Here is a 26,626-nt window from a genome sequence, read left to right as displayed (position 1 = left end):
GGTGGGATTTTATGTATTATTTTCTAAATACGACGATTCCTTTAAACAAATCAGGAATTGAACATGCCCAAATTAAACGGGTACACTTATTTAACGATTATGGTGTGCCTAATAAAATCGTGACACGAAATTTTGAGGTTGATTTACATCATAATTTGAAGGTTGCTGGGATTCCGGAAGACAATCACATTAATTTGTTTGAGTTTCTTCAAGGGTCCGAAAATTTTAAGCCACGAAAGCTAACCGCTAAAGATATTCAGTTGCCACATGGCTGTCAGTTAAAAGCCGAAAATGATTACTTTGTGGCAAAGGACATCAAAGGTCGACTAGCAGTGCGGATTGAACCATGGGGGCAACATGATACACAGGTACAGACAGTAAGTTTCTTTGATTATGCAGGGAATTTATTACGCCGCGAGAGATACGACCATCGCGGATTTAGATCTATTGTGGAAATTCATAATCCTGAAGGCGGTGTTAGTAATGAACAGATTTACTCACCGGAAGGCAAGCTTGTATATGAGTCATTCTACTTTAAAGATGGACAAGGAAAAATGCAAAATTCCTTGCTACGCGTGGTTGATTTTCACGGACAAAATTATGAATTTACCGGTTTGAGAGGGTTACAGCGCTTTTTCTTTGATCAACTCAATCAAGAAGATGACGGACATAATGTTTTCATTGCTGATCGTGCAGTTGAAACAGAATGGGCGCTATTACATATGCAAACACGCGCGTACAAGGTTTTGTTTTTACACAACGCCCACACTGCTGACCCCAATGACCCTATGGATCGCGTCTTGAACAATAACTTTGAGTTTTCTTTGAAAAACTTTACGGCTTGGAATGCGGTGATTGACTCCACAAAACGACAAACAGCGGATGCTAAGCTCAGATTTGATTTTAAAAAAACACCAATCTTTACCATTCCAGTTGGCATTGTACCCAATCGTTTAATAGAAAAAGCAAATGTGCCATTCCAAGATCGCACGCCGGGTAAGGTCATTGAAGTAGCCCGGCTTTTCCCCGAAAAACGTTTAGATCATTTGATCAAAGCTTTTGGAATTGTACATCAAAAATTACCACAGGCTACTTTAGATCTATGGGGCTATGGGGATGGCACAACTGATAAAGCTTTACAAAAACAAGTTAAAAGTCTTAATTTGGATCAAGTTGTTTCGTTTAAAGGCTATTCAACAAACATCGGTGAAGTGATGGATAAAGCTCAGGTAGCCACGTTAACTAGCCGTGTAGAAGGGTTCGCACTAGCTGTATTAGAGGCCCAATCACATGGATTGCCTGTTGTTGCCTATGATATTCCATACGGACCTTCGGATATCATTGAAGATGGTTTTAGTGGCACCTTAGTTAAGGATGGGGATTACAAAGCATTTGCTCACGCGTTAATTAAACTTCTTTCGGATCAGAAGCGTCTACAAGAATATAGTGATCATGCTTATGTGAGTCGTAAGCGGTATAGCGAAGAGGCAATATGGAACGCTTGGCAACAATTAATAAATGATGCGGATCATTTTTTTAAGGCAGAAAAGGAGGGTGAATAGATGATTTATTTTTTAAATGAATATTTGATGGCGTTAAATTCTGGACTTGAATATAACGAAATTAATCGAATTCAACTATTTAAGAATAATCATGTGCCCGCCAAGATTGTGACGCGTGATTATAATCAAGAGTTGCATCGTAACATGACGACGCTGGGCTTGGAAGATGACGATGTGGTGAACATGTTTGATTTCTTCCAGCACGCCGAACATATCGAAAAGCCGAAAACACTCAAAACGGTTGATTTAAATCTGCCGAAAGACTATGAAATCGATCAGGGAGCAGATTTTAGTCGAATGACAGATGGCGATCGCGTTGTGGGTGATATATATTTTGCCAGTGGCACATACGGACAAGTATCTTACATCAACTATTATGATGCTTATGGACATACAGCCAAAACAGAATTCTATGACTGGCGTGGCTTCAAATCAATGGACAAGTACTTTACACCAACTGGAGACCCAGCGGCCGAGTTCCTGTTTACACCAGCAGGTAAGTGCGTTTATCAAGCTTATTATATGCATGATGCGAATGGCAATCCAGTAAATTCTTTATTGAAATTGGTTGATTACAAAGGTGAAGATTACAATTTTGACAATCTAAACGAATTATTTACCTTTTTCTTAGACGAACTAAATCGAAGTCAGGGGAGCCACCAAACTTTCATTGCCGATCGACCTGCGCAAACTAACTTACCAATGCTAAATATGGTCACGCTGGCCCATAAGTATGTGTCCTTGCCAATTGTTCATGCGACAAATCCTAACGAGCCGGTTCGTAGTGACTTCGACGCGGCTTACGTACCTGTATTTGGACCACGAATTGATGAACTAGACGGCATTATCGTGATGACTAAAGCTCAGCAGAAGGATCTAGAGAAAAAATTGAATCATCCACGGGTACCAGTTTACGTTATTCCTGGAAAAGCAGTCTTAAATGCTGTTCGTAATGAGCCTCATATTTTGCATCGTACCCGCGCAAATGATCGGTTAATTTTCGTTGGCCGTTTGACCGCGGAAAAACAAGTGGAGCAGTTAATCAGGAGCTTACAAATTGTTGGTGAGAAGATTCCAAATGTGAGCCTAGATGTGTATGGTTATGGTAGTGAGCAGGATATTAACGGCTTAAAGAAATTGGCACAAGATCTCAAAGTGGCTGATAAAGTTCATTTCAAAGGCTTTGTTTACGATTTGACCACCATTTACAACCAAGCAGCTCTATTTGTCAGTGCAAGCAGTTCAGATGCTATGCCACTGGCAATGATCGAAGCGATGGCTCATGGCGTTCCAGCAGTGGCATACGAAAGTCATTACGGACCAAGCGAGATCATTAAGGATCACGAAAACGGTCGATTAATTGAAGAGGGCGATGGAGATGTGTTCTTATTTAGTCGAGCAATCATTGATTTACTAAGTGATCCAGATTTGTTAGCTAAATATAGTGAAAAAGCATATGAAATTGGTGAACGGTATTCTGAGGAAAAGGTATTAGAGTCCTGGCAGCCAATTATTGCAAAAAATGCTTAAAAAAAACGGCTAACACCCATGTTACCAAGCAGGAAAAGCAGTAGTGATGACACAACTGCATCGTGTGAGGTAAAAGGTGTTAACCGTTTTTTAGATAGAAAAATTTATTGAATGGCACTAAATAAATCATTGAAAGCTTCTGTCATAGTTGGATGAGAATAGATCTGATCCCGCAAGACTTCGTAGGGAATATGTTGGTGCATAGCTAACGAAATGGTGTTAATGAGTTCTTGGGCGTCAACACAGTATAATGTTGCGCCCAAAATTTCATGTGTCTCAGGAGAAACCAGGACCTTCAAGTAGCCAGTCGTGTTGCCTAGCACATGAGCTTTAGGAATTGTGGCTGTAGCAATCTTGCCGCTTTGGTAAGCGATGTTTTGCGCTTTAGCCTGTTCTTCATTCAAGCCAATTGTGGCAACTGGGGTATTTAAGAAGACCACATGCGGAACTAAGGCTTGTTCGGAAAGGGTACGTTTACCTTCACCTACTAGTTGGTCTAAAACAATACGGTAATCATCTAATGAAATGTAGGTGAACTGAGCGCCACCACGTACATCACCCATTGCCCAAATGTTTGCCACGTTGGTCTGAAGGTGATCATTGACCACAATGCCATGCTGGTTGGTTTTAACACCAGCTTTGTCTAAGCCAAGACCGTCGATGTTTGCTCTGCGACCCGTGGCAACCAAAACAGTATCGGCGGCAATTTTTCGGGTATTCCCATTTTGAGTAAAGGAAATGACCGCTTCGCCAGGTTGATCCTCAACTTTTTCTATTTGAGCATTGGCTTCAAATTGAACACCTTTTTGTGCCATGTTTTGTTTGACCGCAGTTGCCAATTCACGTTCATCACGTGGCATGAATTTATTGCCAGCATCAAGCACAGTCACTTGAGAACCGAAATTAGCATAAATTGAGGCAAACTCTAATCCAATGTAGCCACCCCCAATAATGACTAATTGGCGCGGTAACTCTCTTTGATCCATGAGGGTTTCACTAGTTTTGGCAAAGCGACTATCGCGTAAACCAGGAATGTCAGGAATAATTGGGGTACTTCCGGTGTTAATAAAAATTCGTTCACCACTAATTTCATCGGTTTTACCATTTTTGTAGGTAACTTTGAGTTGTTTTGGTGCTTCGAATTCAGCGCGCCCATTTAAAACGGTGACGGTGGCTTTATCGGCAATTTTATGAAGGTTACTGCTCCGTAAAGTGCCTGTAACATCGTTTTTATTTACGATGGCATTTAGGTAATTTTCTTGTGCATTTCCTAATTGATTGTTTTGGGAACTTGTGAGAAGAGTTTTTGTCGGGATACAAGCGACATTAATACAGGTTCCGCCGTACATTTTATCAGAAGCTTCAATCATAATAACCGATTCTCCACGTGAGGCGAGGGCACCTGCTAAGGTTTTGGCAGCCTTGCCAAATCCAATGAAGACATTTTTCGCTGCTATCATTATCATTCCTCCTAGTTTGTATATGCATATTATTGTACATACATACTAAGTTGCTGGTATACTTTTTGTCAACATATCTGTTTGAGGAGGATAATGATTATGTCAGTATTGGAGAGTTGCACTTATTTTGTGTCCAATCGTTTGGCTCGCGAAACAGAAAGAATTGCTAAAAAGGTTTATCAGCCAACTGGAATGAATCCCACGTATAGTTATGTGTTGATGGCGATTGACGAACAAAAGAGCATTCTTTTACACGATTTGGCCGATTTAATGGATTATTCACCATCGACAATGTCGCGCTTTGTGGATCGTTTGGTTGAAAAAGGATACGTAGAAAGAACTTATCATTGGCGGCAGGTGACATTGCGATTAACATCAGACGGGCAGAATATGGTAAAAGTGGCCTATCAATGTTTAGCCAAAATGGATGAAATCACATGTGGCGTGTTTGGAGATGAGCAAGCACGAGATGCCGTAGTACGCAATCTGAAGACGTGGACAACTAAAATAGAAAATCGAACAGCTAAAAAGACGGAAAAATTCTAAGGACAATCGAGAATTTTTCCGTCTTTTTCATCTTGTCTATGGAAAGCTCAGCAGAAAAGCAAAGTCTTATGATTCTGTCAGGTCTGCGAAGGTGCCATGGACGAGTTTTTTAAGATCATTAGCATCAATTTTTACAGAACGGCCAATTTTCCCTGATGAAACAATGATTTGGCCCTGTTTTTGGGCAATGTCGGAAATATAAATGGGAAAATGCTTACTTTCGTAAATGCCAATGGGCGTGTTTGCGCCATGCTCATAACCAGTCGTTTTGACGAGTTCTTTTAGTGGAATCATGCCCACCTTTTTATTACCAGAAGCCTTTGCTAATTTTTTGTAGCTAAGATGTTCATCAATTGGCAAAACGCCAACTAAAGGCCCAGTTTTGTTGCCAGTTAAGGCCAATGTTTTGTAGATATGATGTTCATCTTCGTTAAGGTGGTCGACTTGCAATTGTTCTACGTCGCCCTCTTGTTGGGTAGGAAAGACGTATTGTTCATACTTCATGTTGGCCTTGTCTAAGATTTTTTCAACGAGTGTTTTATCGATTTTATTTTTCTTATTTTTTTTAGAAATAATGTTCACCTTCCTAGGACATATTTTAGCATAAGTTTCCAAGCCGGCATAAAACTTGTCACGCGTTGTGTTTAAGAAATGAAAACGAGAGTAATGGGGATATGCTATAATCTAAAGGTATGTGTTAACGAAAACAAGAGGTGAGGGTGTCATGGCAGATTTATTGTATAAAACAATTTTGAAAGATTTAGAAAAACGGATCTTTAATAACGAGTTTCCTGCAAAAAAATTGCCAGATGAGCGCACCCTGACAAGTCAGTACGGAGTCAGCCGTAGTTCCATTAAACGGGCGTTGAATGTTTTGGCTAGTGAGGGAATCGTATTTAAAAAGCGGGGTTCGGGGACATTCGTAAATCCGCTGTATTTGAAAAATCGGTCCTTATTCAATTATGAGGGCTCTAACCTTGGAGTGACAGATAGCCTGCGAGCAGATGGCAAAAAACCGGGCATTAAGGTGCTAGATTTTTCAGTCATTCCGGCGACCAAGGAAATGCAGACAGACCTTTTCTTGCAAGAAGAAGATTTTGTTTATCAAATTCGCCGACTAAGATTACTTGATGATCAACCAGTTATGATTGAAACTGGCTATATTCCGATTAGGATTGCACCTGAGTTATCGCGTACTATTGTCTCAGGATCTATTTTTAATTATTTAGAGGATAAAAAGAATCAGACGGTCACAAAATCGTTTTTGTCGATTGAGGCACAACCTTCTACAAAAGAGGATCAGGAATTGTTAGGGTTGACCCCTCAAGAACCAGTGGGTGTCATGTCCGGAATCTTTTTCTTAGATGACGGGACACCATTTGAGTTGTCTAATATGCGTTTGCATTATCAGTATATGAAGTATAACGCATTAGTAGAACTGAAATAATATTAGAAATTAAATATAGGGTATTAAAGTCGACGGCAAATAACCGACGGCTTTTTTTGTGCAAATTCCATGTCTAAAAAGGCTAATGGGTGTAAGCTTTCAATTGAAAAGTCAGCTGCATTTCTTGTTTGGCTAATGAGCGTTCGAGGAGATGATTGCATTGAAAGTTAAGTCTCTCAAAAAATTGGACCGTATCAATTTTCAAATTAGTTGACCCAAACGGCAAATCGGTTTATGATTAAAATGTATTCGGTAACAAACGCAAATGTGAAATGTTTGAAAGGAGTCATACCATGACTGTTGATTATTCATCAAAATCGTATTTTGACAAACTTGATAAGTTTTGGCGAGCAGCAAATTATTTATCAGTTGGACAACTTTATTTAAAGGATAATCCCTTATTAGAACGTCCCTTAAAAAAGGATGATGTAAAGGTTCATCCAATTGGACACTGGGGCACGATTCCAGGACAAAATTATATTTATGCCCATTTGAATCGCGTTATTAATAAATATAATGTGAACATGTTTTATATTGAAGGTCCCGGTCATGGTGGCCAGGTGATGGTTTCTAATTCTTATTTGGATGGTTCATACACCGATATTTATCCAGAAATCACGCAAGATAAAACAGGTATGAAAAAGCTGTTTAAACAATTTTCTTGGCCAGGTGGCGTGGCTTCGCATGCGGCACCTGTGACACCTGGATCAATTCATGAAGGTGGCGAATTGGGCTACTCTATTTCTCATGGAACAGGCGCAATTTTGGATAATCCAGATCAAATTGCGGCGGTTGTTGTCGGTGATGGAGAAGCTGAGACTGGGCCATTAGCTACGTCCTGGCAGTCGAATAAATTTATTAATCCGATCAATGATGGGGCCATTTTACCTATCTTAGATATTAATGGCTACAAACTCAGTAATCCGACGTTATTTAGTCGTATGTCGGATGAAAAAATTAAACAGTATTTTGAGGGCTTGAATTGGAATCCAATCTTTGTTGAAGGGGACGATGTTGAAAAACTGAATCCGCAGATGGCTGAGGCAATGGATTCGGCAGTTGAGCAGATTCAGGCTATTCAAAAACATGCACGTGAAAATAATGATCCGACGTTACCAAAGTGGCCACTCATTGTCTTTCGATCACCAAAAGGCTGGACGGGTCCTAAAACTTGGGACGGAGAAGTTATTGAAGGGACTTTCCGTGCTCATCAGATTCCAATTCCAGTTGATCAAAACGACATGCAACACGCTGATGCTTTGGTAGAATGGCTGAAATCCTATAAACCTGAAGAATTATTCGATGAAAACGGCAAATTGAAGTCTGAGATTGCGGAAATTGCGCCAAAAGGGGATAAACGGATGGCAGCTAACCCAATCACAAATGGTGGGGTTCATGCTCATGATTTGCGGCTTCCAGATTATCGTAAATATGCGGTGGATACTAGCAAACGTGGTGAAAATATCAAGCAAGATATGATTGTGTGGTCCGATTACCTGCGCGATGTGGTCAAATTGAACCCTAACAATTTCCGGATGTTCGGACCTGACGAAACGATGTCCAATCGTCTTTATGGGTTATTTGAAACAACAGATCGTCAATGGATTGATCCGATTAAGAAGGACTGGGATGAAGACTTGGCACCTGCTGGCCGAATTTTGGATGCCCAATTATCAGAACATCAAGCTGAAGGCTGGCTTGAAGGGTATACTTTAACTGGTCGTCATGGTATTTTTACTAGCTATGAAGCATTCTTACGGATCGTGGATTCCATGTTAACACAGCACTTCAAGTGGTTACGAAAAGCTAGTGAATTGAAATGGCGAAAAGATTATCCATCTCTGAATGTGGTGTCAACTTCAACTAGTTTCCAACAAGATCACAATGGTTATACCCATCAAGATCCTGGTATTTTGACGCATATGGCTGAAAAGAAACCAGAATTTGTGCGTGAATATTTGCCGGCTGACGCAAACTCTTTGTTGGCAGTTAGTCCGATGATTATGAACGATCGTGAGAAAATTAATATTTTGGTTACTTCTAAACAGTTGCGACCACAGTTCTATTCCATTGAAGAGGCTGAAGTATTAGCTAAAAATGGGTTAGGCATCATTGATTGGGCAAGTACTGATCAAAACGCCAAACCAGATATTATTTTTGCCGCGGCGGGCACAGAACCAAATATGGAGAGTTTAGCGGCAATTAATATATTGCATGATCATTTCCCAGACTTAAAGATTCGGTTTATCAATGTGATTGATTTGTTGAAACTCCAAAGTCGTAAGGTAAATCCTCATGGGTTGACCGATGAAGAATTTGATCATTACTTTACGAAAGATACACCAGTCATTTTTGCCTTCCATGGCTACGAAGATTTGATTAAATCCATCTTCTTTGATCGGCACAATCATAATCTTCACGTGCATGGATATCGTGAAGATGGCGACATCACCACACCATTTGACATGCGAGTTATGAACAAATTGGATCGCTTTAACTTGGCAAAAGAAGCAGTTGCTAATGTGCCTAGCTACGCTCAAGAGGGTGCTGGATTTATCCAGGCAATGGATAACAAATTGGTTGAACATCATCAGTATATTCGTGATCATGGTGATGATTTACCAGAAGTTAAAAATTGGGTTTGGAAACCATTAGCTTAATTAAGAGAATTTTAAAAACTTTGGAAGTGGTTGATAGGACTATTTTCAAAGTTTTTTTATTGAAAAAAAGTGGTTATCTATATTGAAATCTAACTGTGTTTGATATTATACTAAATATAGTAACTAAAAAAATTACAATATAAATATTTAAATTATAGGCGGTGGTTAGTATGGTTCCAATGATGGGCAAAAAGTTTGGTCGCTTAAAAGTCATCAAGAGGGCGGGATCTAATCCAGCTAATGGCAATGCAAAGTGGTTGTGTCAATGTGACTGTGGCAATCAAGTTGTCGTTGATGGTTATGCCCTTCGCAGTGGACAAACTCGCAGTTGTGGCTGCTTAAAACGCGAAATTTCACGACGAAGCAGTCGGTGCAATCCAGCATTTCAAAAAAACGTTGGCAATGCTAAAAACTTAGTGGACGAAAAGGGAATTAATTTTACTTCCCGAGACTTAACTAAGCGTAACAAAAGTGGTGTGATCGGGGTTTCTTATGATAAAACTTCGGATTCTTGGTATGCCCACTTAATGGTTGATTATCAATATGTTTTAGCAAAGAGCTTTAAAAGTTTTGATGACGCGGTGACTGCCCGTAAACAAGCTGAAAGAGAATACTACGGGAAAAATCAACAAGCAGAATAAGCGTCTCGTTTATTCAAATTTAATTCGTATAAAAAGAGCGTGGGAAAAAGGTGTTTTGACTTCGAGCATAGCCTTTTTCCCTAATTTTGACTCTTAAAGTTTAGAGAATAAAAGAGACCGGAAAAATTCCGGTCTCTTTTAGTTTGTAAAGAATCCCTGGTTTTTTAAAACGGTTAAAATTTGCGACCGTTTTTTGGGACTTACTTGCATATCATGAAGAATGTGATGCCGGTAAGTTTCCGTACGAGTATTGGTACTTCTTTTGGCGTAATAGGCGGCGATTGTTTGATCATAGGCGTCTAATTCCTTCGGATCCGGTTCTTGGTAATGATTTTCGAAATGAACACTGGATAACGGTAGACGAGGTTTTAGATCAGGATTTTCGCTAGGATACCCAACCGCGATTCCAAAAATGGGGAAGGTAAGCTTTGGCAGATGAAGGAGATCAATTACCTGCTGTGCATCATTTAAAATGCTTCCCAAAATTACGGCACCTAATCCCATACTTTCTGCAGCAGTGACAATACTTTGACCGGCTAATGCAGCATCATCAAATGCGGCTAAACTGCGATCGCCATCATGTAATAAATGAGTGTCTTCGTGAGCCTCTTGACCAATAAATGCATTTCGATGTTGATCGGCAACCATAATGAATAAATGCCCGTTACTTTGCGTAAATGGGTAGGTGGTAATTTCAGCAAATTGTTTTTTTAGGGCTGGATCAGTTACGCTGATAATGCTAAATTGCTGCATAAACATGCTTGAGGAAGTCCGTTGTGCAGCCTGTAACAACGCTTGAATTGTTTCGTTTGATAAAGCTTGGTCTTTAAAATGACGAATGGAGCGATGATGTGTTAATAAGTGTAAGGTCTCGTTAGTAGACAAATTAATCAGACTTCTTTCCGTAAGAATTAAAATAAACAGGTACAGGAGCGGTAATGGTTTTTGTCTCAGTAGAAAATGGTAATGGAAACTGAATTTGCCAAGAATGCAGGGCAAGCCGTTGACCAGCTTGAAAAGTGGGATTGTATAGCGGATCACCCATGATTGGATGTCCAATGCTAGCCAAATGCACCCGAATTTGATGTGTTCGCCCAGTTTGCAAGGTCACTTGCACTAAAGTTTGGTGGGCAAATGTTTTAATAACTTTGAAAGTGGTGCTGGCAGTTAAAGCTTGAATGCCATTAACGACACGTTGGCGCTGATCAAAAGGTGTTGTGCCAATTGGCAATGTTATTTTGCCCTTGTGACTGGTCATTTGCCCTTGAACGACGGCTAAGTAAGTACGTTTAATAACTTTGGTTTTAATGAGACGATTATAAATCGGAATTAGGACAGGATTCTTAACTACTAGAATAGCACCACTTGTTTGTTGGTCCAAACGATGTACATTGTAAGGATGAAATGGTGTTTTCTGAAGGTAAGCCGCAAGGTGATTCATCAGACTTCCAATTTCATTGGGTTGATTTGCATGTGTTTTGATCCCCGGGGCTTTGTTAGCAATGAGAAGATCATCGGTTTCAAATAAAATGGCCAAATTAGCCGAACTATCGGGAACAAAACTGGGAATCGGGGTGGAAAAATCTTGTGCATCAAAGGTAAGTTCAAGATAGTCGCCGGCCTGAACCAGAGTATTCATTGGTAAATAATGATGATTCACGAAGACTGCGCGATTGATTCTTAAAAAATGGACTTCTTTGCGAGAAAGAAACCAGTTTTTTTGAAGCAGATCGCGAAGTCGAGTTGATGGAAAATTGGTTGGAAGGCGTCGTGCATAGTGCCATTTCATAGATTCACCCCATAAGAAAAGGATCACCACAAACGAAGGTCTGCCTGATCCTAAAAATTGTAGAAAAATTTATTTAGTTTCTGGTTCTGGTTTGACGACAAGGACGTCACAGATGGCGTTACGGCTAACGTAAGTTGCAACGGAGCCAACCATGAGGCGTTCTAAAGCGTTTAGACCAGTGGAACCGATCATAATGAGTTCATTGTGATGGTCTTTGGGAAATTCAGTTGCGATAACGGGTTTGGGGTTACCGAAACGAACGTGGACACTTACGTCTTTGACGCCAGCGTCTTCAGCTTGCTTTTTGAGTTCGGAGAGGCGTTTTTGAACGTCTTCGGAGAGTTTGTAGATGACGTCACCGCTGACGGCACCACCATAAGTGTCGCTGAATTGGTTGACTTCCAACACGTTTAAGATGTCAAGATGGGTGTCATTACGTTTGGCAACCTCAATGGCTTTTTTCAAAACGGTGTCTGTGACTTTTGATCCATCAATTGGAGCTAAAATATTCTTATATTGTTGTAACATGTAACTCACCTTCCATTCACATGGGTTCTTATGAATATCATATCATTTATTTGGAAAAATGTAAGGGATTTAGAACAAAGTGGGCTCGGCAAAGTGGTAAAAAGGCCAAGATAAGTATGACGGAGGCGGGATGGCGATCCCGCGGGAGTCATACTTATCTTGGCCTTTTTGCTTTGGCGAGCCGTCCTCAACCAATGGAGTGAGTGATACACAACGGAGGCGGGATGACAATCCCGCAGGAGTTATACTTATCTTGTCCTTTTTGCTTTGGCGAGCCGTCCTCAGCCAACAGAGTGAGTGATACACGACGGAGGCGGGATGACAATCCCGCAGGAGTTATACTTATCTTGTCCTTTTTGCTTTGGCGAGCCGTCCTCAGGCAGTAAGGTGTGACGGAGGAATCATGTTTATTTTTGATTATGGTCTGCTGAACCGTCCTAAAGCTTAGTGGAAATAAAAAGGATATCGTTTTGGTTTAAATTAAATGAAAATGTGCTAATCTGCATTCGTTACTGCTGATAAATTTATAATTTGATCAGATATATGTTTAAGGAAATCAAAATTGTGATCAACGACAACAATTGTTTTAGATTGTATTTTCACAAAATCGATTAGCATTTGAATGGTACGTACGTCAATATAGTTACTAGGTTCGTCCCAGAGTATTAAGGCACTCTTATCAAGCAAACTCAGTAATAAATCAATTTTCTTTTGTTCACCAGAGCTTAAATTTATAATTGGTGTGTTAAATTTGTCTCTAACGATGCCTAGTTTGTGCACGCCATTAATGAAATCAGTGCCATAGTTATTTTTGGCCAACTTTAGAATAGATTGTCGGTGAGTCCGTGTTTTTGAAACTAGTGTGATTGCATTAGTCGAAATGTGTAGTTTACCAATACTATTTAATTGATTTGAGGCTGTGTGATTAATAAAGTTTAAAAAAGAGCTTTTACCAATACCATTATGACCATGAAGGCTAATTATTTTACCAGGTTTTGCGGAAAAACTAATGGGATTAAAAAGAGGATATTCATTATATCCTACTGAAAAGTTTTCAACTGTTAAGGTAGCCTTATAATAGGTTGAGCTTGAATTTAACTGATTATTTTTGATTTCTTTATCTATATTGGGAATTTCTTTAGTAAGTTTGTCGATTCTTTTTTCGATACTTTTGGCTCGTTTTATAAACTTCGTATTATCTGAGTTAGATTTTTTATCCCATTCACGTAAAGTAGTTGATTTTTGTTTAAGTAATTCAATAGATTTCTTTTCCCTTTGTATTTGTTTATCTTGGCTCTCTGTCACACGGCGTTGAGTGTTTGCAGCAGAAAGCGTGTTAGTTTTATATAAAGAAATCTGTTGATTATCAACAATCATTGTATGATTAGTTATATCACTCAAAAAATTGGCATCATGACTCGCAATTAAAAAACCGTTTTTGGTATTAAGAATGTCTTTAAGCGTGTCAATTCCGTCAGTATCTAAAGAAACTGTAGGTTCATCTAAAATGTAATAATCATAATGATTGCTTAATAAAATGGATAATAAAAGTTTAGTTAGTTCACCACTACTTAACGATTTTAGAAGCTGTTTTTTTAACTGGTCTTTTAATTTGAATGCATACCACATCTTATTAAAGGAAGATAAATCGTGTACATGGTTATGAATATACCGACTTACAGTAATTGATGAATTAATCTCAGAATTAACAGAATTTGAAAAGTAACCTGCTTTTATATTGTTTGAAACGTGTCCACTTGAGGGGGTGATTCTTTTTATTAATATATTTAGTAGAGTTGATTTTCCCACGCCATTTGGGCCCATAAGTCCAGTCTTCCAAGTGGCATCAATATTTAAAGTGACGTTTTTGAAAAGTTTTATGCCGCTTGGCGTTATATAAGAAATATTCTTTAGAGTGATAACCATTATTTGCCTCGTTTTTTATTTATTGTTTTTAGTAGTAGATTATGTACGATACTTACTGTCGATATAGTAATTCCGTGATGTATTGTCGCTTTTTTTGTTTTTTAGAGACTTGCATGCTAGTTGAATAGATCTAGTGTACATCTTTTTGCAATCATTTTCACATTATTTTATAGTTAAATTTTAATTTATCGAGTGGCTTTTAGAGAACATAACGTTTGAACATATGAAAAAATAAGTTGTTACCATTATCATTGTTCGTGATAATTTTCCTGGTTCGGTTGCAAATGTAGGTTATAAAAAAAGCAATTATTTTAGATTAATTGGTATTATTGTCTCCGGTTGGTGGCTTTTATAGCCATACTTTTGTCAAAATGTAGTGCATTACTTGGTGGAGAGAATCACTTAAAAAATTTTTCTGATGAATGTGTGACTAAGATTGATCCTAATACAGTAATAAATATAGCGAGCCATTGTGCTTATCGGCATTTTTGAAAAAAATCGAATCAGAACTAATGGCGTTTTAAATTTATAAAAGATTTGAATTTACACGCTGTATTCGACCCAATAATCGTGTTTTCAGGGATACATAATTTCTAAGCATTATACTAGATTTTTTAGAAGAAGGCGATTACAATGTAGGTACATTGGTGATGGTGATACAGATACCACCATTAATTTCGTGTCAGGCTAATTTCGGTTAGCCTGGCATTTTTTTGTGGTTTTATTTTAGTAAAACAATTGTAATTTGTAACTTTCTGCACAGATGGTAGACTAAGTAGGTAAGCTTTAACCAACTTAGGAGTGACGATGATGAAAATTAAATCAAGTGATCTATTAGAAACGATTCGTGACGATAAATTTGAACGTGAAAACTTTAAAATAACGAGTACAAAGCTCAAAAAAGATCCTACAGGAGCATTGAAACCCGTCTTTGATTACTTACAAGCTGCACTTAGTAAAACGGCTGTGGCAGAGGCTGACGTCACTATCCGCAAAGAAGTTTTGCTCCGATTACAAACTAACATTATTAATTTACCGTTTGCCTACCCGAATAAAATTGAACAATTAACGGAAGCTGATACAGAGTATGAGGTTCAGCTCTATGCTATTTTTGAGGCTGAAGCTATCAATCCCTCTCATTTGCGAATTGATTTGATGGGGAGCGTTGACGATTTCTTGGCTGGCGATGCCGACGTCTTTCAAAATATTAGCGACTGGGTAGCGTTACAGTTCGAAAATTTAGATGCGAAAAAAGAAGCGTCAAAGTAGAGGTTGCGTATGAGTCGTTTAAGTAAAATGTTGACGGTTGGCGGCATACTATTTCTTGTGATTTTTCTGATTAGTTTACGTTTTCATCCGGCAACAACTAAGGTTAAAAAACAAAATTTGGACCAAGTTACGGTCTCGAATCTCCCAAAAGAAAAGAAGTCCTCGAAAAAAGCAAAAAAGGCAACTAAACCTAAACGCCCAGCTTATATGCGTGCCGTGAATTGGCAAAAATCCTCAGAGGTCAAGCCTTATCCGGATTTAACAAAGTACACTGATGTATGGTTGGATGTGTCTATTGCAAAGCAGCGGGTTTATATTCGAAACAAACAAACCCGATTGTACACAATGTATGCGTCCACCGGCGAGAATAATTCGACACCGACGGGTACTTACCATATTCAGGCTGAACGTGGGGAGTTTTTCTATAATGCGCAATCCAAAGAGGGCGCAAAGTATTATGTTTCTTGGAAAGATCATGGTATTTATTTATTCCATTCAGTACCCACGGATCAGCAAGGAAAGTTCCTTGTCAATGAAGCTGAAAAACTAGGAAAAAAAGCTAATTCACACGGTTGTGTACGGTTGTCAGTTCCGGATGCTAAATGGTTATATACACATATTAAAGAAGGAACAAAAGTTGTTATCCATTGAGGGATTGGATTATGAAGAATAAAATACATGAATTTTTAAATAAAAAAAGAAAATGGTATCAAGATGCTGGCATAAGTATTGCCAGTCTTTTTGTCGTGCTGGTGATTTATCGCTTAATTGGGTTCGTCTTCACGAAAACGATTTATTTAAGTTGGGGGACCATCTTGGGTGTGACGTTCTTGTATGTGATCGTCTTAGTTGTTTGGCGAATTTGGCAATTAAAAAAAGCGCACCAATAGGTCATTTGTGCGCCAAAAGTTTATAGAGCTGTTTGCTGAGAATAGGTAGTAAGGCTAACATGAAGAAAATTAAGGTAAAGTACTTTTGAACAAATGGCGTGCGCCCTAGGTAAAAACCTGCTAAACAGCACACGCCTACCCAAAGTAGTGCGCCTAAAAAATTGAGTTTGTTAAATTTGCGAAAACTCATGTCTGAATTGCCTGCAATAATAGGGACAAACAAGCCTAGAAAAGGCACAAAGCGCGAAAGAATTAAGGAACTTCTTTCATTGTGGTGAAAGAAAGCCTTGGTTTTTTCCATTTGGTCAGAGGCCTGAATCTCCTTGCTTATTTTAGAACCCTTACCCATTTTTTCGCCACGGTGAAACTTAACAATAGATCCGATCGTGGCGGCAGCCAAAAAGACGATGAATAAAATAAATAAGTTGAGTTTAGAATGTGGTGTAGCGGCGATGGTACTTGTGAGAAACAGGACAGATTGACCAGGTAGAAACGAAAAGAAAAGGTATGCAGTTTCTAAAAAGATCCAGATGAATAAAATCAAATAGACCCAACCATTTAATTTGTCGGCTAACGGGACAATGTAGTTGAGTGGATGAATAAAAAAATCAATGGCTAAATTTAACATAAAGAGCTCCATTCTCGTAAAAACTACCCTAATCATATACTGAAACTTTCAAAATGACTAGTAGGTTGATTGGCAATTTATGGGAAAACGTGTTATGCTTTTGGTATGCGATGAGTCGAGCAGAATCAGGCAACTTCGGTTGTTTCACTTTCGAGTGACTAGTGATTTTTCTTGGAACGGGATGTGTTTTTCCACCGGATTTTTGTGGAACATCTGATGGCGCATGTGTGAACCGTGCAAAATCTATTTGAGTAATCAAGTACCGTTCAAAAGAGGTTACAGAAAAAGCAATTTTTCTGTAACCTCTTTTTTTATATAGATTATAAGAAACTATTGGATCAAATAAACCTGATCATGAACCAAATCGAAGTGAGAAAAATGTTGATTTAATTTCTTGGTACCTTCTGGATCAACATAGGACGCATTTTTCCAAAACTGGCGGCTTCCTGAGCTGCCAAATTTTTCACCAATACAAATTAATTGAACGTCTGAGCTGGATTCACGAATGGCCTTTAGAAGCTGCCAGTCTACGGGAACGCCATCTGGGGACCAAGACATGATTACGAACTTTATCTGACGCTGATATTTTTCCCAAGCATTCAAAGCAGACAGTGGTTCAATATCTGTTAACGCATGTTTGCCAGTTTCGTTTTCTTTGGTCCAGTCTTTGCTATCTGTGGCAATTATCGGTTGACCTAATTGCTGCAAACCTGCTGAGATATAGCCATTGCCTGCCATGACTTCAAGAGTAGGCGCACCATTGATAAAGTGAGCTAAGTCTTTGAGAAATGGGGCAGCAATATAAGCCCACATGCCATAATGTGCTTCCAAATAATCTCTGAAAGAGCGTAATTGTTTATCTAGGTTGGGCAAAGCATGTGTGTACCGGTTCCATAAAGCATCACCACGAGAATCTCCCATTGGGTACTTTTTGAGAATAGCCTGAAATAAGGTGTCCTGAAAATTATCAGGGACCTGCAGCAAAGGCAGAGATTGTGGTGGGAGCCCCTGCGAGATAAGACGGTCGCTTTCTAAAACGTTATGCGTCAAAAAACTAATTTGGGGAAAATCTTGAAATAAAGTATCGTATTTTCGGATATCGTCCAGATAGTTGTTTGTGTTGCTTCGTTTTTTTGTTATGCGCGCCTGTTGACGTATTTTCTTTAATTTTTTTCCGTTCAATCGCTCTCACCTTAAATTTTGTATGTGCTATTTTTTATTCTCATCCAAACCCAAATCAAGTTCTTCTTGCTGGTCATTATCTGGATGGGTGGTTCGTCGATTTTTACCGTGAAGATAGCCATCCATGAGTTGGAAAAGTTCATAACGATCTTCGCTGGTAAGCACTTTGTGATTAAAAGTTAATTGCTTGCCAGATAAAAATAGTTTGCTTAGGTCATATTCATCATGGTCGGCCTTACCACTAAGATAATCCATGGTGACATCAAAATATTCCGCCAGTTTACGAACCTCGACATAGGAAGGGGTGCGGACACCGCGTTCCCAATTGCCGATTTGAGAAGAGGTGTTTGCTTTTTCAGCTGGGCCTGGATATTGTTTATTTAAATCCGTCGCTAATTGTTCCAAAGTAATGTTTTGGCCGTGACGGAGAGCACGAAGTCTTTCAGGAAACATAAAATTACTTCCTTTCTGTTAGGTTAATTTTATCATAACCACACTGCGTTAGCTGCTGTTGTTCACTATTTTTTGCGTTTCGGTGGGACATTTGGACTTATTTGTCACAGATAAGACAAAAATGAACTGGAAGTATCTTGACTGGCGTATATTCGGGACTAGATGGAACTTCCAAAAGGGGTATCAAGCATTGTAACTAGGAAAAATTTAGCCGTGAAGCTTAAAAAAGCTGTATACTTTTTAAATCGACTAATTAAGGGATGAAAATTGTGAAAAAGTTTTGGAAATGGTTTCTGGGCATTATCATTGTGTTGTTAGTAGCAGATGTTGGGGCAGCGGCATATTTTTATCATGTCGCTGTTGTACCTGGACACAAGGAATTTTTGGGTAGCTCAAACACGCTTAAAAAGAGTGATCCATTATATTCAGAGAAACATTGGTTTCAAAAGGTCAAAAAACAGACTTGGCATCAGACCTCGGCCACAGGGCACCTAAAGTTAGATGCGTATTATATTCCGGCTGCACATAAAAGTGATAAAACGGCTGTTATTGCCCACGGTTTTATGGATAACAAAACGCGAATGGGTGCTTCGGCAGCCATGTTTCATAAAATGGGATACAATGTTTTAATTCCGGATGATCGCGGACAAGGAGATAGTCAAGGAAACTATATTGGTTTTGGCTGGCCAGACCGGTTAGATTACATTAAATGGATGAATTTATTGTTAAAAAGAGAAGGCCAAAATCAGCAGCTCGTCATGTACGGTGTCAGCATGGGCGGTGCAACCACTATGATGGTTAGTGGCGAAAAAAATGTACCCAAGCAATTAAAAGCCTATGTTGAAGATTGTGGGTACACGTCCGTAAATGATGAGATTACGTATGAAGCAAAAACTATGTATCATTTACCATACTGGCCATTAGTACCATCAGTAAGTATGATGACACAAGTACGAGCCGGCTATAACTTTAAGGAAGCAAGTGCCTTAAAGCAGGTGACGAAAAATCACCGGCCTATGCTGTTTATTCATGGAGATAAAGATACTTTTGTACCAACACGGATGGTTTATCCGTTGTACAAAGCAGCCAAGGGGCCTAAGCAGCTGTTGATTGTTAAAGGGGCGACGCATGCTAAATCAATGGCAACACAGCCTAAGGTTTATCAAAAAACAGTTCGCAAATTTTTAGCTAAGTACGTGAAATAAAGGTGCCGGACAAATCTGAAAACAGATAAAAGGAGACTGAAAAAATGTTGACTTCGAGCATGGCCTAAAAAGCGAATGATTCGTCTTTTGGATCGTTTGGCTTTTGTAGCTAAGCAGAGGATTAAATTCTTTTCTTCAGTTTTGACTATTCAAGATCAGAGACAGAAAGAGGCTAGGGAAACTATTTCCCTAGCCTCTATTAGATTAAGATTTAATCGTATAGTTCATCATTTTGCATATAAATTAATTCATCGTTGGAAATTTGTTCATACAAAGCGGTGGCTAATTCACGTGTTAGGCGCTTCTCGCTCAGCTCATTTTGAACAAAGTTGTATTCAAATTGAAAAGCCTTAATAAAGAGTTCCTCTTGAATATCATTGCTGTCAGAACTGTTTTGATAACGGCGGTGACGTTCGCGATAGTACCGCTGGACGATTGAAATATCAGTCGGATTTTCTTTATTCACTTTGGGGCTTTGGAGATATTCAAAAACACGCTGGGTAGTTCGGTTTTCGATTTCGACAAGGGTATCATGCTTACTTTTAAATTTTTTCATTAAAGCGGGGTTATGCTGAATTTCTTGTCGTTTTCGGCGCCATAGTTTGCCATGAGTTAACCGTTTAAAATTATAAATGAACCGGTACGAGAGCTGCAACCAGAGGCTTTTAAGAATGCTGTTATCAAGCCGTACGTCGCGTAGCAGCATGGTTCGTTGGTATAAACGACGATCTTTTTCGGTAATCTCTTCGTTGGTTACCATCTCATCTAAAACCTCATTTTCGACATCACGAGTTTGGGCAAATAATTGCTTCAAAATATGGCGATTCTTAATTATTTCAGGCTTGTTTTGGCTGTGCAAAGTGGCAATGACGGCTTGCGTTTCCAAAGGGTCCTCGTTTAATTCGGTTATTTTTTGAACGGCGTAGTTAATCATACGTTGTCTGGCCGCGGTAGCGTCTTCTGGTAGGAACGGCGCTTTTTGACGTGGTAACAAAATAGGTAAAATAAGTGAAGGCACAAGCATGCTCAAGATAATCACCATGGCAGACATAAACAGTAGATCATTCCGGTAAGGAAATGGCGAACCGTGAAGAGTTAACGGCAAGGAGAAGGCCATCGCTAAAGTAATTGTTCCGTGGATACCATTTAAAGCGATGATCCAACAATTTGTGTTTTTATACTCAGGACGAACCCTAATAGTGGCAAATCCCATCCGTAACCAAAAGTAACGCAACAGTGTCATTACGCTGTAAAGTAAGATGCTGACGCCTGTTAAGAGCAACAAGAAGGTGTTGTTTCGGTAAGAAATATCGGCAATAACGGTTGGTAAGGAAATTCCCAAGAGGACAAAAACAAACCCGTTTAAGTTGTCTGAGAGGACCTCCCAAGTTGTATTGCTGACGACTTGTAACTTAGTCGAGGTTAATCGTAAACGCCCCTGCTGAATACCATGGATTAAGCCAGCAGCAACCACAGCTAAAATTCCCGATACATGTAAAAATTCGGCAACAAAATAAACAAAAAACGGCGTTAAAAGTCCCATCGTGACAATGACGGATGAATTATCCAAACGATGGTTTATGAGAAAGGTCCGGAGTGAAACGAGCAGGCTGCCTAAAATGGTACCCAGAAGCAGACCGCCTAAAAAGACGTAGATAAAATCAAAAAAACTAAATGTCCAAGAAAATTTGCCAGTAGTAAACGCTTGAAGTGCCAAATCAAAAATTACAATTCCAGATGCATCATTAAATAAAGATTCATTTTTTAAGGTTTGCATCGCTTCTTCGGGCATTTCAATATTAGCAGTGACAGAAGAAACGGCTACCGCATCAGTGGGTGTAATAATGGCTGCTAAGGCAAACGCAACCGGCAGGGCCAACTCGCTGAGTGTAAAATGTGCGGTAAGTCCCACGATACTTACGGTGACTAAAGCAAGGCCAACTGCTAAGGAAAAGGTGGTGGAAAGAGAGCGACGTAAAACGCGCATGTTGGTGTTTAGACCTTCGTAAAACATGAGTGGTGCTAAAACTACTAGCATAAATAGGGCGGGATCCATGGTGTAATGGCGATAATAAGGTACAATAAGCGCTACTAAGAGGCCAATTGCAATTTCAATAAAAGCCAGCGGTATTTGTGTGAGCTTGCTAGCAATGATGTTTGAAATGAGAACGGCAATGATCAGAACTAAAACTAAAACAACGATTTCCATGAAGGTCACTCCTAAAATATATCTGTAACCAGTTTACCATATGCAGTAAAAAACCAACTGTCACAAACATAACAGTTGGTGGGATGTTATTTATTTTTCAAGCGAAAGGAAAATGGGAAAAAGTGTGTTGACCTCGTGCCTACGTTTAAACAAGCAGTCCGTGCTATGGCAACCTAAGAAACCGAACGAGTCATTCTTTGAACGTAGCTAGGCGGTACAGTTCAGACTATTAAAGGTTAGAGACACAAAGAGACTCGGAGTTTTTCCCAGTCTCTTGCAAGTTCATGATTTAATTTTTGGCAAAAAGATTAGACAAGTAGGTCATAAAACGATTTAAATAGGTTTTTTGATCAACTGTTAGGGCCACACTTACATTTGGATGTGGGTCAGTGAGACGAGCTGGATCACCGATTGTGCGTCCCCACATTTCACGAGTGGTGTCTACGAACATATTAAGATCAAGCGTGGTGACCAAGCTCGGGTCCAAAGCTACTCCGACGGCGAGAGGATCATGGAGGGCGCAACCATGCAAATGAGGACTGGTAATTTTGTAAACATCAATATAGTAGTCCACAATGTCAGCAAATTTTTCACCAGCAGCTGTCCCCAATTGACGCCATTGTGTAGTTTCATTTTTAGTAAGCAAGGTACGAAGTGTCACATCCAAGCCGACCATGGTCAAATTCAGTCGGCTTTCAAAGACTTCATCAGCGGCTTGTGGATCTTGGTTAATGTTGGCTTCAGCTACCGGGGAAACGTTACCTGGTACTGTAAGAGCACCGCCCATTAGAGTAACGTTGCCAATCTCATCTTGAATTTCAGGAGATCGTTTGAGTGCTTGAGCTAAGTTAGTAAGTGGACCAGTAGGCACTACAATCAAATCTTGTTTATAGGTATGAGCGGACTCAATTAAAAAATCGACGCCAGATTTTGTTTCAGGCTGGCGTTTAGCAACTGGCAGGGAAACTTCACCAATTCCATTTTTTCCATGAATTTGAGCGCTGATCGGCATGACATCAAAATGATCAGTGGTCGAGGAATGGGATTCGCCAAGGAAAACTGGGACATCAGTTTGACCTAACAATTCAAGAATCTTCAAGCTGTTTTGTGCGGATAAAGGCGTTAAAACATTGCCATATGAAGAAACAATTCCAATTAAATCAACGTTTGGTGCTGCAACAGCATAAGCAATTGCCATTGCGTCGTCGATACCAGTGTCTAAATCTAAAATCACTTTGTGTGTTGCCATGAAGTGCCTCCCGTTTATTTTATTTCTCACATTAATCATACGAAATTAAGTAACCGAATACAATCGAAATTAGGCGATAATTGCAGAAAGTCTATTTTTACTTAAATTGGCATTGATTTAAGCCAACAAATTAAAAAATCGTGTTAAAATTAAACAGTTATTTCCTTAAAGAGAAAGAAGGGGCATTGTGGCCGATATTTATGACATTACCATTATTGGGGGCGGACCAGCTGGCATGTTTGCCGGGTTTTACAGTGGCTTACGCACAGCTAAGGTTCAAATTATTGAAAGCTTATCACAGTTAGGCGGGCAAGTAAGTGCGCTTTATCCAGAAAAATATGTGCACGATGTCGCCGGATTTGCTGGTATTAAAGCAACAGACTTGATTAGTCATCTTTACACTCAATTGAAACAATTGCCGGTTGATGTCCGATTAAATGAGACTGTTACAGATCTGATTAAGCAATCCTATGGGTATCAAATTGTGACGAATCGAGGAAACTATGCCTCGAAAGCGGTGATTGTTGCGACGGGCGTGGGTGCTTTTAGCCCACGTCGTTTAGCTGTACCAGGTGCTGAAACGCTAGAAAATCAACATATTTTTTATACCATCACAGATCCATCACGTTTTAAAGATAAAACGGTGTTGGTGGCAGGTGGTGGCGATTCGGCTATTGACACAGCGTTGATGCTGCAGGAATCGGCTAAGCACGTCTATCTTATGCACAGACGTCATCAATTTCGTGGGATGGAGCACAGTGTGCAATTACTCGAAAAATCAGATGTTGAGCTGCTGACGCCATATTTATTAAAAGAAATCACACCGATTGAACACCATTTGCTACTGATTATGAAAGAGGTCAAGGGAGAACAGCTACTCCAAAAAGAAGTGGACGATGTGGTCGTTAACTATGGCTTTATTTCTAATAATAAGACAATTCGTCAATGGCAAGTCCAACCGGAACAACAACACCGGATGTTTATGGTAGACCGTCAAATGCGTACAAATGAACCAGGTATCTATGCTATAGGAGATGGTGTGGACTACGATGGTAAATTAGATTTAATTGCAACTGCCTTTGCGGAGGGACCGATGGCGGTTAGTGCGATTATGAAAGAATTGTATCCGGATCGACGTGGTCCCTTGCATAGCACGTCAATGACTTTATAGCATTAGTTTTTATAAGGGTACTAAAAAAGAGAGTCGGGGAATTTTTCCCGACTCTCTTTTTTGAAGACGTCCTTCATTGTTAGTTATCTGTGTTAGCATCCGGATTGGTAATTTGAATGCGATTATTACTTGATTTGGAGTGTGTAGCTTCAGGCGCATCCGTTTTGTACAGGCTTTCTAAAGAACGATCGCGGTTCTTGGAATACATAGAAGTGGATTTTAAACCAAGTTTCTTTTGAATGGTCAACTCCTTGTTTAGACCATCTGCGTAGTTGTAAACTTTAGAATTTACAGGTTTAAAACCCTTTGGCGTATAGAAACGTAGTAAGTTCTTTTCGTTTAAAGAGTCTGACATACTAAGCTGCTTATTGACCTTTTTCTGGTCTTTTTCCATCTGTTTCTTAAAAGATCCGGTTGGCGTCACAATTTGACCAGTTGCATTGTTGTAAATGGTCCCACTGATTGAAGTGTAATTGGGCGTAATGAAATCTTGATTTCGAAAGGCTACCACTTGGTCATGTTGGGAGGAGAAAAGATCAGTTCCAAACTGCATATATTTTTTAGAATTGACTCCTAATAAGTGCAGTAGGGTTGGCAAGACATCAATTTCACCACCGTATTGTTTTTGAATACCACCATTTTTAACGCCAGGCACGTGAATCATGAAAGGTACTCGCTGCAACTGGGTGTCGTCCCAATCAGTCCAGTTATCAACAGGATCTTTACCAAAGGCACTAAAGTGATTAGGATCCTGACTAAAAGTTTTGGCTAAATCTTTATTAGCAGAATTGGAAATGCCGTAATGATCTCCGTATAAGACGATAACGGAATTATCGTAAAGACCGGATTTCTTTAAGAATTTAAACAATTCTTCGACCGATTGATCCAAGTAATTGGCTGTTTTAAAGTAGTTGTTAACTGATGAGTTACCAGTATCGGGAACTTTAAAGTCGGAATCTTCTTTATCTAAATCGAAAGGAAAATGATTAGAAACCGTAATATACTTGGCATAAAAGGGCTGCTGAAGGTGCTGGAGATACTGGATAGAGTCTTTAAATAGCAACTTATCCTTTAAACCATACCCGGTTGATTTATCACCGGAAGTATCGTAATAACTGGCAGAGAAGAAATACTGGTATCCCATATTTTTGTACACATTATTTCGATTCCAAAAACTAGCCACGTTACCATGGAAAACAGCTGAGGTATAACCTTGTTCTTGTTTTAAAATGGCAGGGGCAGCTTGGAAGGTTTGATCAGTTCCTAATTGTGCAAATAGTGAGCCCTGTGGCAAGCCGAAGGTACCTGTTTCTAGCATGTTTTCAGCATCACTGGTTTTACCCTGGCCAACTTGATGAAAGAAATTAGAAAACGAATAGGTGCTGTTACTGTGATAAATTTTGTTGAGAAATGGGGTGACGGTTTGACCTTCCACTTTGTCATCAATTAAAAACTGTTGAAAACTTTCCAAGTGAATTACAATTACATTTTTCCCCTTGGCAATCCCATAATATTTTTTATTTGGTTTAGCGTAGTGACCATGAACGTATTTTTCTACACTTTTTAGCTCACTTTTGGTAGCACTTGAACGCATTTTGCTGGTCTGTTCTGTTTTTGCACCATCGTAAACGGTGAAAGCATCAATTCCCAGATATTTGACGATGTAAGTGCGATCAAAAGTACGGGTGATAAGTTGTGGACGACTCATTTCGGCAAACATCAAGTTAAACCCGAAGAGAAGCACAGAAAGGGATGTGACTTGAAAACCCAAACGTTTTGGCAAATAATCCTGATCTAACTTAATTTTGCGCATTAACATGAGAACTAACACGATGACGATATCTAGCCAGAATAGCAAGTCATGTGGTTGCGTAAGTGCGAGGGAACTCCCACTCAAACCCTGGTCCACTTTGGAATAGCCTAACATAGTGTTAATCGTCATAAAATCTGAAAATTCACGATAATAGATCACGTTTAGATATAGTAGCAACGTGTTACCAATGTCTATCAACAGAATTAGTGGATAAAAGATTTTGGCTTTTTTGACATACAGGGCCAGTCCAAACAGGAGAAAAGTTGTGGCTAAAGGATTGATCAGCATGATAAACCACTGAAAAATACTGGAAACCCCTAACGAAAAATCGGCAAAATAGGCAAGCAGTGTTTTTAACCAGAAGAGGAATACGAGTAAAAAGAAAAACCCCATTCGTGTGTGTACTTTTGCAATAACTTGTTTCATTTTAAGCAGTAACCTTCCTATGAAAATCTTCAGTTTGGTACT

At 39.4% G+C, this 26,626-nt stretch carries 23 protein-coding genes; 11 read left to right on the top strand and 12 right to left on the bottom strand.

Translation table 11 applies throughout. The annotated features are described in order from the left end of the window. Positions 1-11: 11 nt before the first annotated feature. Both IV80_RS02795 and IV80_RS02790 read left to right on the top strand, forming a co-directional pair. Positions 12-1,562, top strand: coding sequence for a glycosyltransferase (locus IV80_RS02795; protein WP_057749195.1), 1,551 nt, complete (start codon positions 12-14; stop codon positions 1,560-1,562). After that, on the top strand, positions 1,563-3,092 hold the full coding sequence (locus IV80_RS02790) for a glycosyltransferase (protein WP_057749192.1): 1,530 nt from the start codon (positions 1,563-1,565) through the stop codon (positions 3,090-3,092). It abuts the gene before it with no gap. Positions 3,093-3,196: 104 nt separating this feature from the next. Here IV80_RS02790 and IV80_RS02785 read toward each other — a convergent pair whose 3' ends face one another. Further along, complete coding sequence (locus IV80_RS02785; protein ID WP_057749189.1) at positions 3,197-4,552, bottom strand: FAD-dependent oxidoreductase; 1,356 nt, start codon at positions 4,550-4,552, stop codon at positions 3,197-3,199. A gap of 99 nt (positions 4,553-4,651) precedes the next feature. On the opposite strand from IV80_RS02785, the gene IV80_RS02780 reads away from it, so the two are divergent. Then, positions 4,652-5,098, top strand: coding sequence for a MarR family winged helix-turn-helix transcriptional regulator (locus IV80_RS02780; RefSeq protein WP_057749186.1), 447 nt, complete (start codon positions 4,652-4,654; stop codon positions 5,096-5,098). A 66-nt stretch (positions 5,099-5,164) separates the two neighbouring features. On the opposite strand, the gene ybaK is transcribed toward IV80_RS02780, so the two are convergent. Beyond that, the gene (gene ybaK, locus IV80_RS02775; RefSeq protein ID WP_057749454.1) at positions 5,165-5,671 is read right to left on the bottom strand and encodes a Cys-tRNA(Pro) deacylase; all 507 of its coding nucleotides are present in this window, start codon (positions 5,669-5,671) and stop codon (positions 5,165-5,167) included. A 151-nt stretch (positions 5,672-5,822) separates the two neighbouring features. Here ybaK and IV80_RS02770 point away from each other — a divergent pair, with 151 nt between their 5' ends. From IV80_RS02770 to IV80_RS02760, 3 genes are all read left to right on the top strand, one after another. Further along, positions 5,823-6,545, top strand: a complete 723-nt coding sequence (locus IV80_RS02770) for a GntR family transcriptional regulator (RefSeq protein WP_057749183.1) — start codon at positions 5,823-5,825, stop codon at positions 6,543-6,545. A 293-nt stretch (positions 6,546-6,838) separates the two neighbouring features. Beyond that, positions 6,839-9,205: a phosphoketolase family protein gene (locus IV80_RS02765; protein ID WP_147186314.1), complete on the top strand. Its 2,367-nt coding sequence runs from the start codon at positions 6,839-6,841 to the stop codon at positions 9,203-9,205. A gap of 170 nt (positions 9,206-9,375) precedes the next feature. Then, positions 9,376-9,846 carry a hypothetical protein gene (locus tag IV80_RS02760; protein WP_057749178.1) on the top strand — a complete coding sequence of 157 codons (471 nt, stop codon included), beginning with the start codon at positions 9,376-9,378 and terminating at the stop codon, positions 9,844-9,846. Positions 9,847-9,984: 138 nt separating this feature from the next. On the opposite strand, the gene IV80_RS02755 is transcribed toward IV80_RS02760, so the two are convergent. The 4 genes from IV80_RS02755 to IV80_RS02740 form a co-directional block, all read right to left on the bottom strand. Then, positions 9,985-10,731 (bottom strand): NADPH-dependent oxidoreductase, encoded by a 747-nt coding sequence (locus IV80_RS02755; RefSeq protein WP_236699560.1) that lies wholly within the window; start codon positions 10,729-10,731, stop codon positions 9,985-9,987. A gap of 1 nt (position 10,732) precedes the next feature. Continuing rightward, positions 10,733-11,635, bottom strand: a complete 903-nt coding sequence (locus IV80_RS02750) for an RluA family pseudouridine synthase (RefSeq protein WP_057749175.1) — start codon at positions 11,633-11,635, stop codon at positions 10,733-10,735. 69 nt (positions 11,636-11,704) lie between these two features. Then, the gene (locus IV80_RS02745; protein ID WP_057749172.1) at positions 11,705-12,163 is read right to left on the bottom strand and encodes a universal stress protein; all 459 of its coding nucleotides are present in this window, start codon (positions 12,161-12,163) and stop codon (positions 11,705-11,707) included. 495 nt (positions 12,164-12,658) lie between these two features. Further along, on the bottom strand, positions 12,659-14,089 hold the full coding sequence (locus IV80_RS02740) for an ATP-binding cassette domain-containing protein (protein WP_057749169.1): 1,431 nt from the start codon (positions 14,087-14,089) through the stop codon (positions 12,659-12,661). A gap of 810 nt (positions 14,090-14,899) precedes the next feature. Between IV80_RS02740 and IV80_RS02735 the strand changes: the two genes are divergently transcribed. From IV80_RS02735 to IV80_RS02725, 3 genes are read left to right on the top strand one after another with little or no spacing between them, the layout of a single operon-like run. Then, positions 14,900-15,358 carry a hypothetical protein gene (locus tag IV80_RS02735; protein WP_057749166.1) on the top strand — a complete coding sequence of 153 codons (459 nt, stop codon included), beginning with the start codon at positions 14,900-14,902 and terminating at the stop codon, positions 15,356-15,358. Positions 15,359-15,367: 9 nt separating this feature from the next. Next, a complete protein-coding gene (locus tag IV80_RS02730) occupies positions 15,368-16,009 on the top strand; it encodes a L,D-transpeptidase (protein ID WP_083490487.1) in 642 nt (213 codons plus the stop codon). Positions 16,010-16,020: 11 nt separating this feature from the next. Then, entirely contained in the window at positions 16,021-16,248 is a 228-nt protein-coding gene (locus IV80_RS02725) for a hypothetical protein (RefSeq protein WP_057749163.1), read from the top strand. 1 nt (position 16,249) lies between these two features. Here IV80_RS02725 and IV80_RS02720 read toward each other — a convergent pair whose 3' ends face one another. The 3 genes from IV80_RS02720 to IV80_RS02710 form a co-directional block, all read right to left on the bottom strand. Then, on the bottom strand, positions 16,250-16,876 hold the full coding sequence (locus IV80_RS02720; RefSeq protein WP_057749160.1) for a VTT domain-containing protein: 627 nt from the start codon (positions 16,874-16,876) through the stop codon (positions 16,250-16,252). Positions 16,877-17,206: 330 nt separating this feature from the next. Continuing rightward, positions 17,207-18,058, bottom strand: a complete 852-nt coding sequence (locus tag IV80_RS02715) for a hypothetical protein (protein WP_057749157.1) — start codon at positions 18,056-18,058, stop codon at positions 17,207-17,209. Positions 18,059-18,085: 27 nt separating this feature from the next. Continuing rightward, complete coding sequence (locus IV80_RS02710) at positions 18,086-18,511, bottom strand: helix-turn-helix domain-containing protein (RefSeq protein ID WP_057749154.1); 426 nt, start codon at positions 18,509-18,511, stop codon at positions 18,086-18,088. A gap of 269 nt (positions 18,512-18,780) precedes the next feature. On the opposite strand from IV80_RS02710, the gene IV80_RS02705 reads away from it, so the two are divergent. Further along, positions 18,781-19,716, top strand: a complete 936-nt coding sequence (locus IV80_RS02705; protein WP_057749151.1) for an alpha/beta hydrolase — start codon at positions 18,781-18,783, stop codon at positions 19,714-19,716. A gap of 211 nt (positions 19,717-19,927) precedes the next feature. Here the strand turns inward: IV80_RS02705 and IV80_RS02700 are convergent, their stop codons facing one another. Together IV80_RS02700 and IV80_RS02695 are read right to left on the bottom strand one after the other, a co-directional pair. Then, positions 19,928-21,925 (bottom strand): cation:proton antiporter, encoded by a 1,998-nt coding sequence (locus tag IV80_RS02700; protein WP_057749148.1) that lies wholly within the window; start codon positions 21,923-21,925, stop codon positions 19,928-19,930. Between the two features lie 289 nt (positions 21,926-22,214). Then, positions 22,215-23,174: a nucleoside hydrolase gene (locus IV80_RS02695; RefSeq protein WP_057749144.1), complete on the bottom strand. Its 960-nt coding sequence runs from the start codon at positions 23,172-23,174 to the stop codon at positions 22,215-22,217. A 187-nt stretch (positions 23,175-23,361) separates the two neighbouring features. On the opposite strand from IV80_RS02695, the gene IV80_RS02690 reads away from it, so the two are divergent. Beyond that, positions 23,362-24,345 (top strand): NAD(P)/FAD-dependent oxidoreductase, encoded by a 984-nt coding sequence (locus IV80_RS02690; RefSeq protein WP_057749142.1) that lies wholly within the window; start codon positions 23,362-23,364, stop codon positions 24,343-24,345. Positions 24,346-24,424: 79 nt separating this feature from the next. On the opposite strand, the gene IV80_RS02685 is transcribed toward IV80_RS02690, so the two are convergent. Next, entirely contained in the window at positions 24,425-26,584 is a 2,160-nt protein-coding gene (locus tag IV80_RS02685; RefSeq protein ID WP_057749139.1) for an LTA synthase family protein, read from the bottom strand. Positions 26,585-26,626 lie beyond the last annotated feature (42 nt).

Origin of the sequence: Pediococcus cellicola (assembly GCF_001438655.1) — a bacterium.
In the GTDB taxonomy this organism is placed as follows: Bacteria; Bacillota; Bacilli; order Lactobacillales; family Lactobacillaceae; genus Pediococcus; species Pediococcus cellicola.
The sequence above is the reverse complement of the archived record's forward strand: the minus strand, read 5'-3'. Positions and strand labels throughout refer to the sequence as shown.

What these genes read in the sequence shown, in the direction of transcription:
- IV80_RS02795 (WP_057749195.1), top strand. Translation starts at nt 12, where the DNA reads ATGTATTATTTTCTAAATACGACGATTCCTTTAAACAAATCAGGAATT.
- IV80_RS02790 (WP_057749192.1), top strand. Translation starts at nt 1,563, where the DNA reads ATGATTTATTTTTTAAATGAATATTTGATGGCGTTAAATTCTGGACTT.
- IV80_RS02785 (WP_057749189.1), bottom strand. Translation starts at nt 4,552, where the DNA reads ATGATAGCAGCGAAAAATGTCTTCATTGGATTTGGCAAGGCTGCCAAA.
- IV80_RS02780 (WP_057749186.1), top strand. Translation starts at nt 4,652, where the DNA reads ATGTCAGTATTGGAGAGTTGCACTTATTTTGTGTCCAATCGTTTGGCT.
- IV80_RS02770 (WP_057749183.1), top strand. Translation starts at nt 5,823, where the DNA reads ATGGCAGATTTATTGTATAAAACAATTTTGAAAGATTTAGAAAAACGG.
- IV80_RS02765 (WP_147186314.1), top strand. Translation starts at nt 6,839, where the DNA reads ATGACTGTTGATTATTCATCAAAATCGTATTTTGACAAACTTGATAAG.
- IV80_RS02760 (WP_057749178.1), top strand. Translation starts at nt 9,376, where the DNA reads ATGGTTCCAATGATGGGCAAAAAGTTTGGTCGCTTAAAAGTCATCAAG.
- IV80_RS02750 (WP_057749175.1), bottom strand. Translation starts at nt 11,635, where the DNA reads ATGAAATGGCACTATGCACGACGCCTTCCAACCAATTTTCCATCAACT.
- IV80_RS02745 (WP_057749172.1), bottom strand. Translation starts at nt 12,163, where the DNA reads ATGTTACAACAATATAAGAATATTTTAGCTCCAATTGATGGATCAAAA.
- IV80_RS02740 (WP_057749169.1), bottom strand. Translation starts at nt 14,089, where the DNA reads ATGGTTATCACTCTAAAGAATATTTCTTATATAACGCCAAGCGGCATA.
- IV80_RS02735 (WP_057749166.1), top strand. Translation starts at nt 14,900, where the DNA reads ATGAAAATTAAATCAAGTGATCTATTAGAAACGATTCGTGACGATAAA.
- IV80_RS02730 (WP_083490487.1), top strand. Translation starts at nt 15,368, where the DNA reads ATGAGTCGTTTAAGTAAAATGTTGACGGTTGGCGGCATACTATTTCTT.
- IV80_RS02725 (WP_057749163.1), top strand. Translation starts at nt 16,021, where the DNA reads ATGAAGAATAAAATACATGAATTTTTAAATAAAAAAAGAAAATGGTAT.
- IV80_RS02720 (WP_057749160.1), bottom strand. Translation starts at nt 16,876, where the DNA reads ATGTTAAATTTAGCCATTGATTTTTTTATTCATCCACTCAACTACATT.
- IV80_RS02710 (WP_057749154.1), bottom strand. Translation starts at nt 18,511, where the DNA reads ATGTTTCCTGAAAGACTTCGTGCTCTCCGTCACGGCCAAAACATTACT.
- IV80_RS02700 (WP_057749148.1), bottom strand. Translation starts at nt 21,925, where the DNA reads ATGGAAATCGTTGTTTTAGTTTTAGTTCTGATCATTGCCGTTCTCATT.
- IV80_RS02695 (WP_057749144.1), bottom strand. Translation starts at nt 23,174, where the DNA reads ATGGCAACACACAAAGTGATTTTAGATTTAGACACTGGTATCGACGAC.
- IV80_RS02685 (WP_057749139.1), bottom strand. Translation starts at nt 26,584, where the DNA reads ATGAAACAAGTTATTGCAAAAGTACACACACGAATGGGGTTTTTCTTT.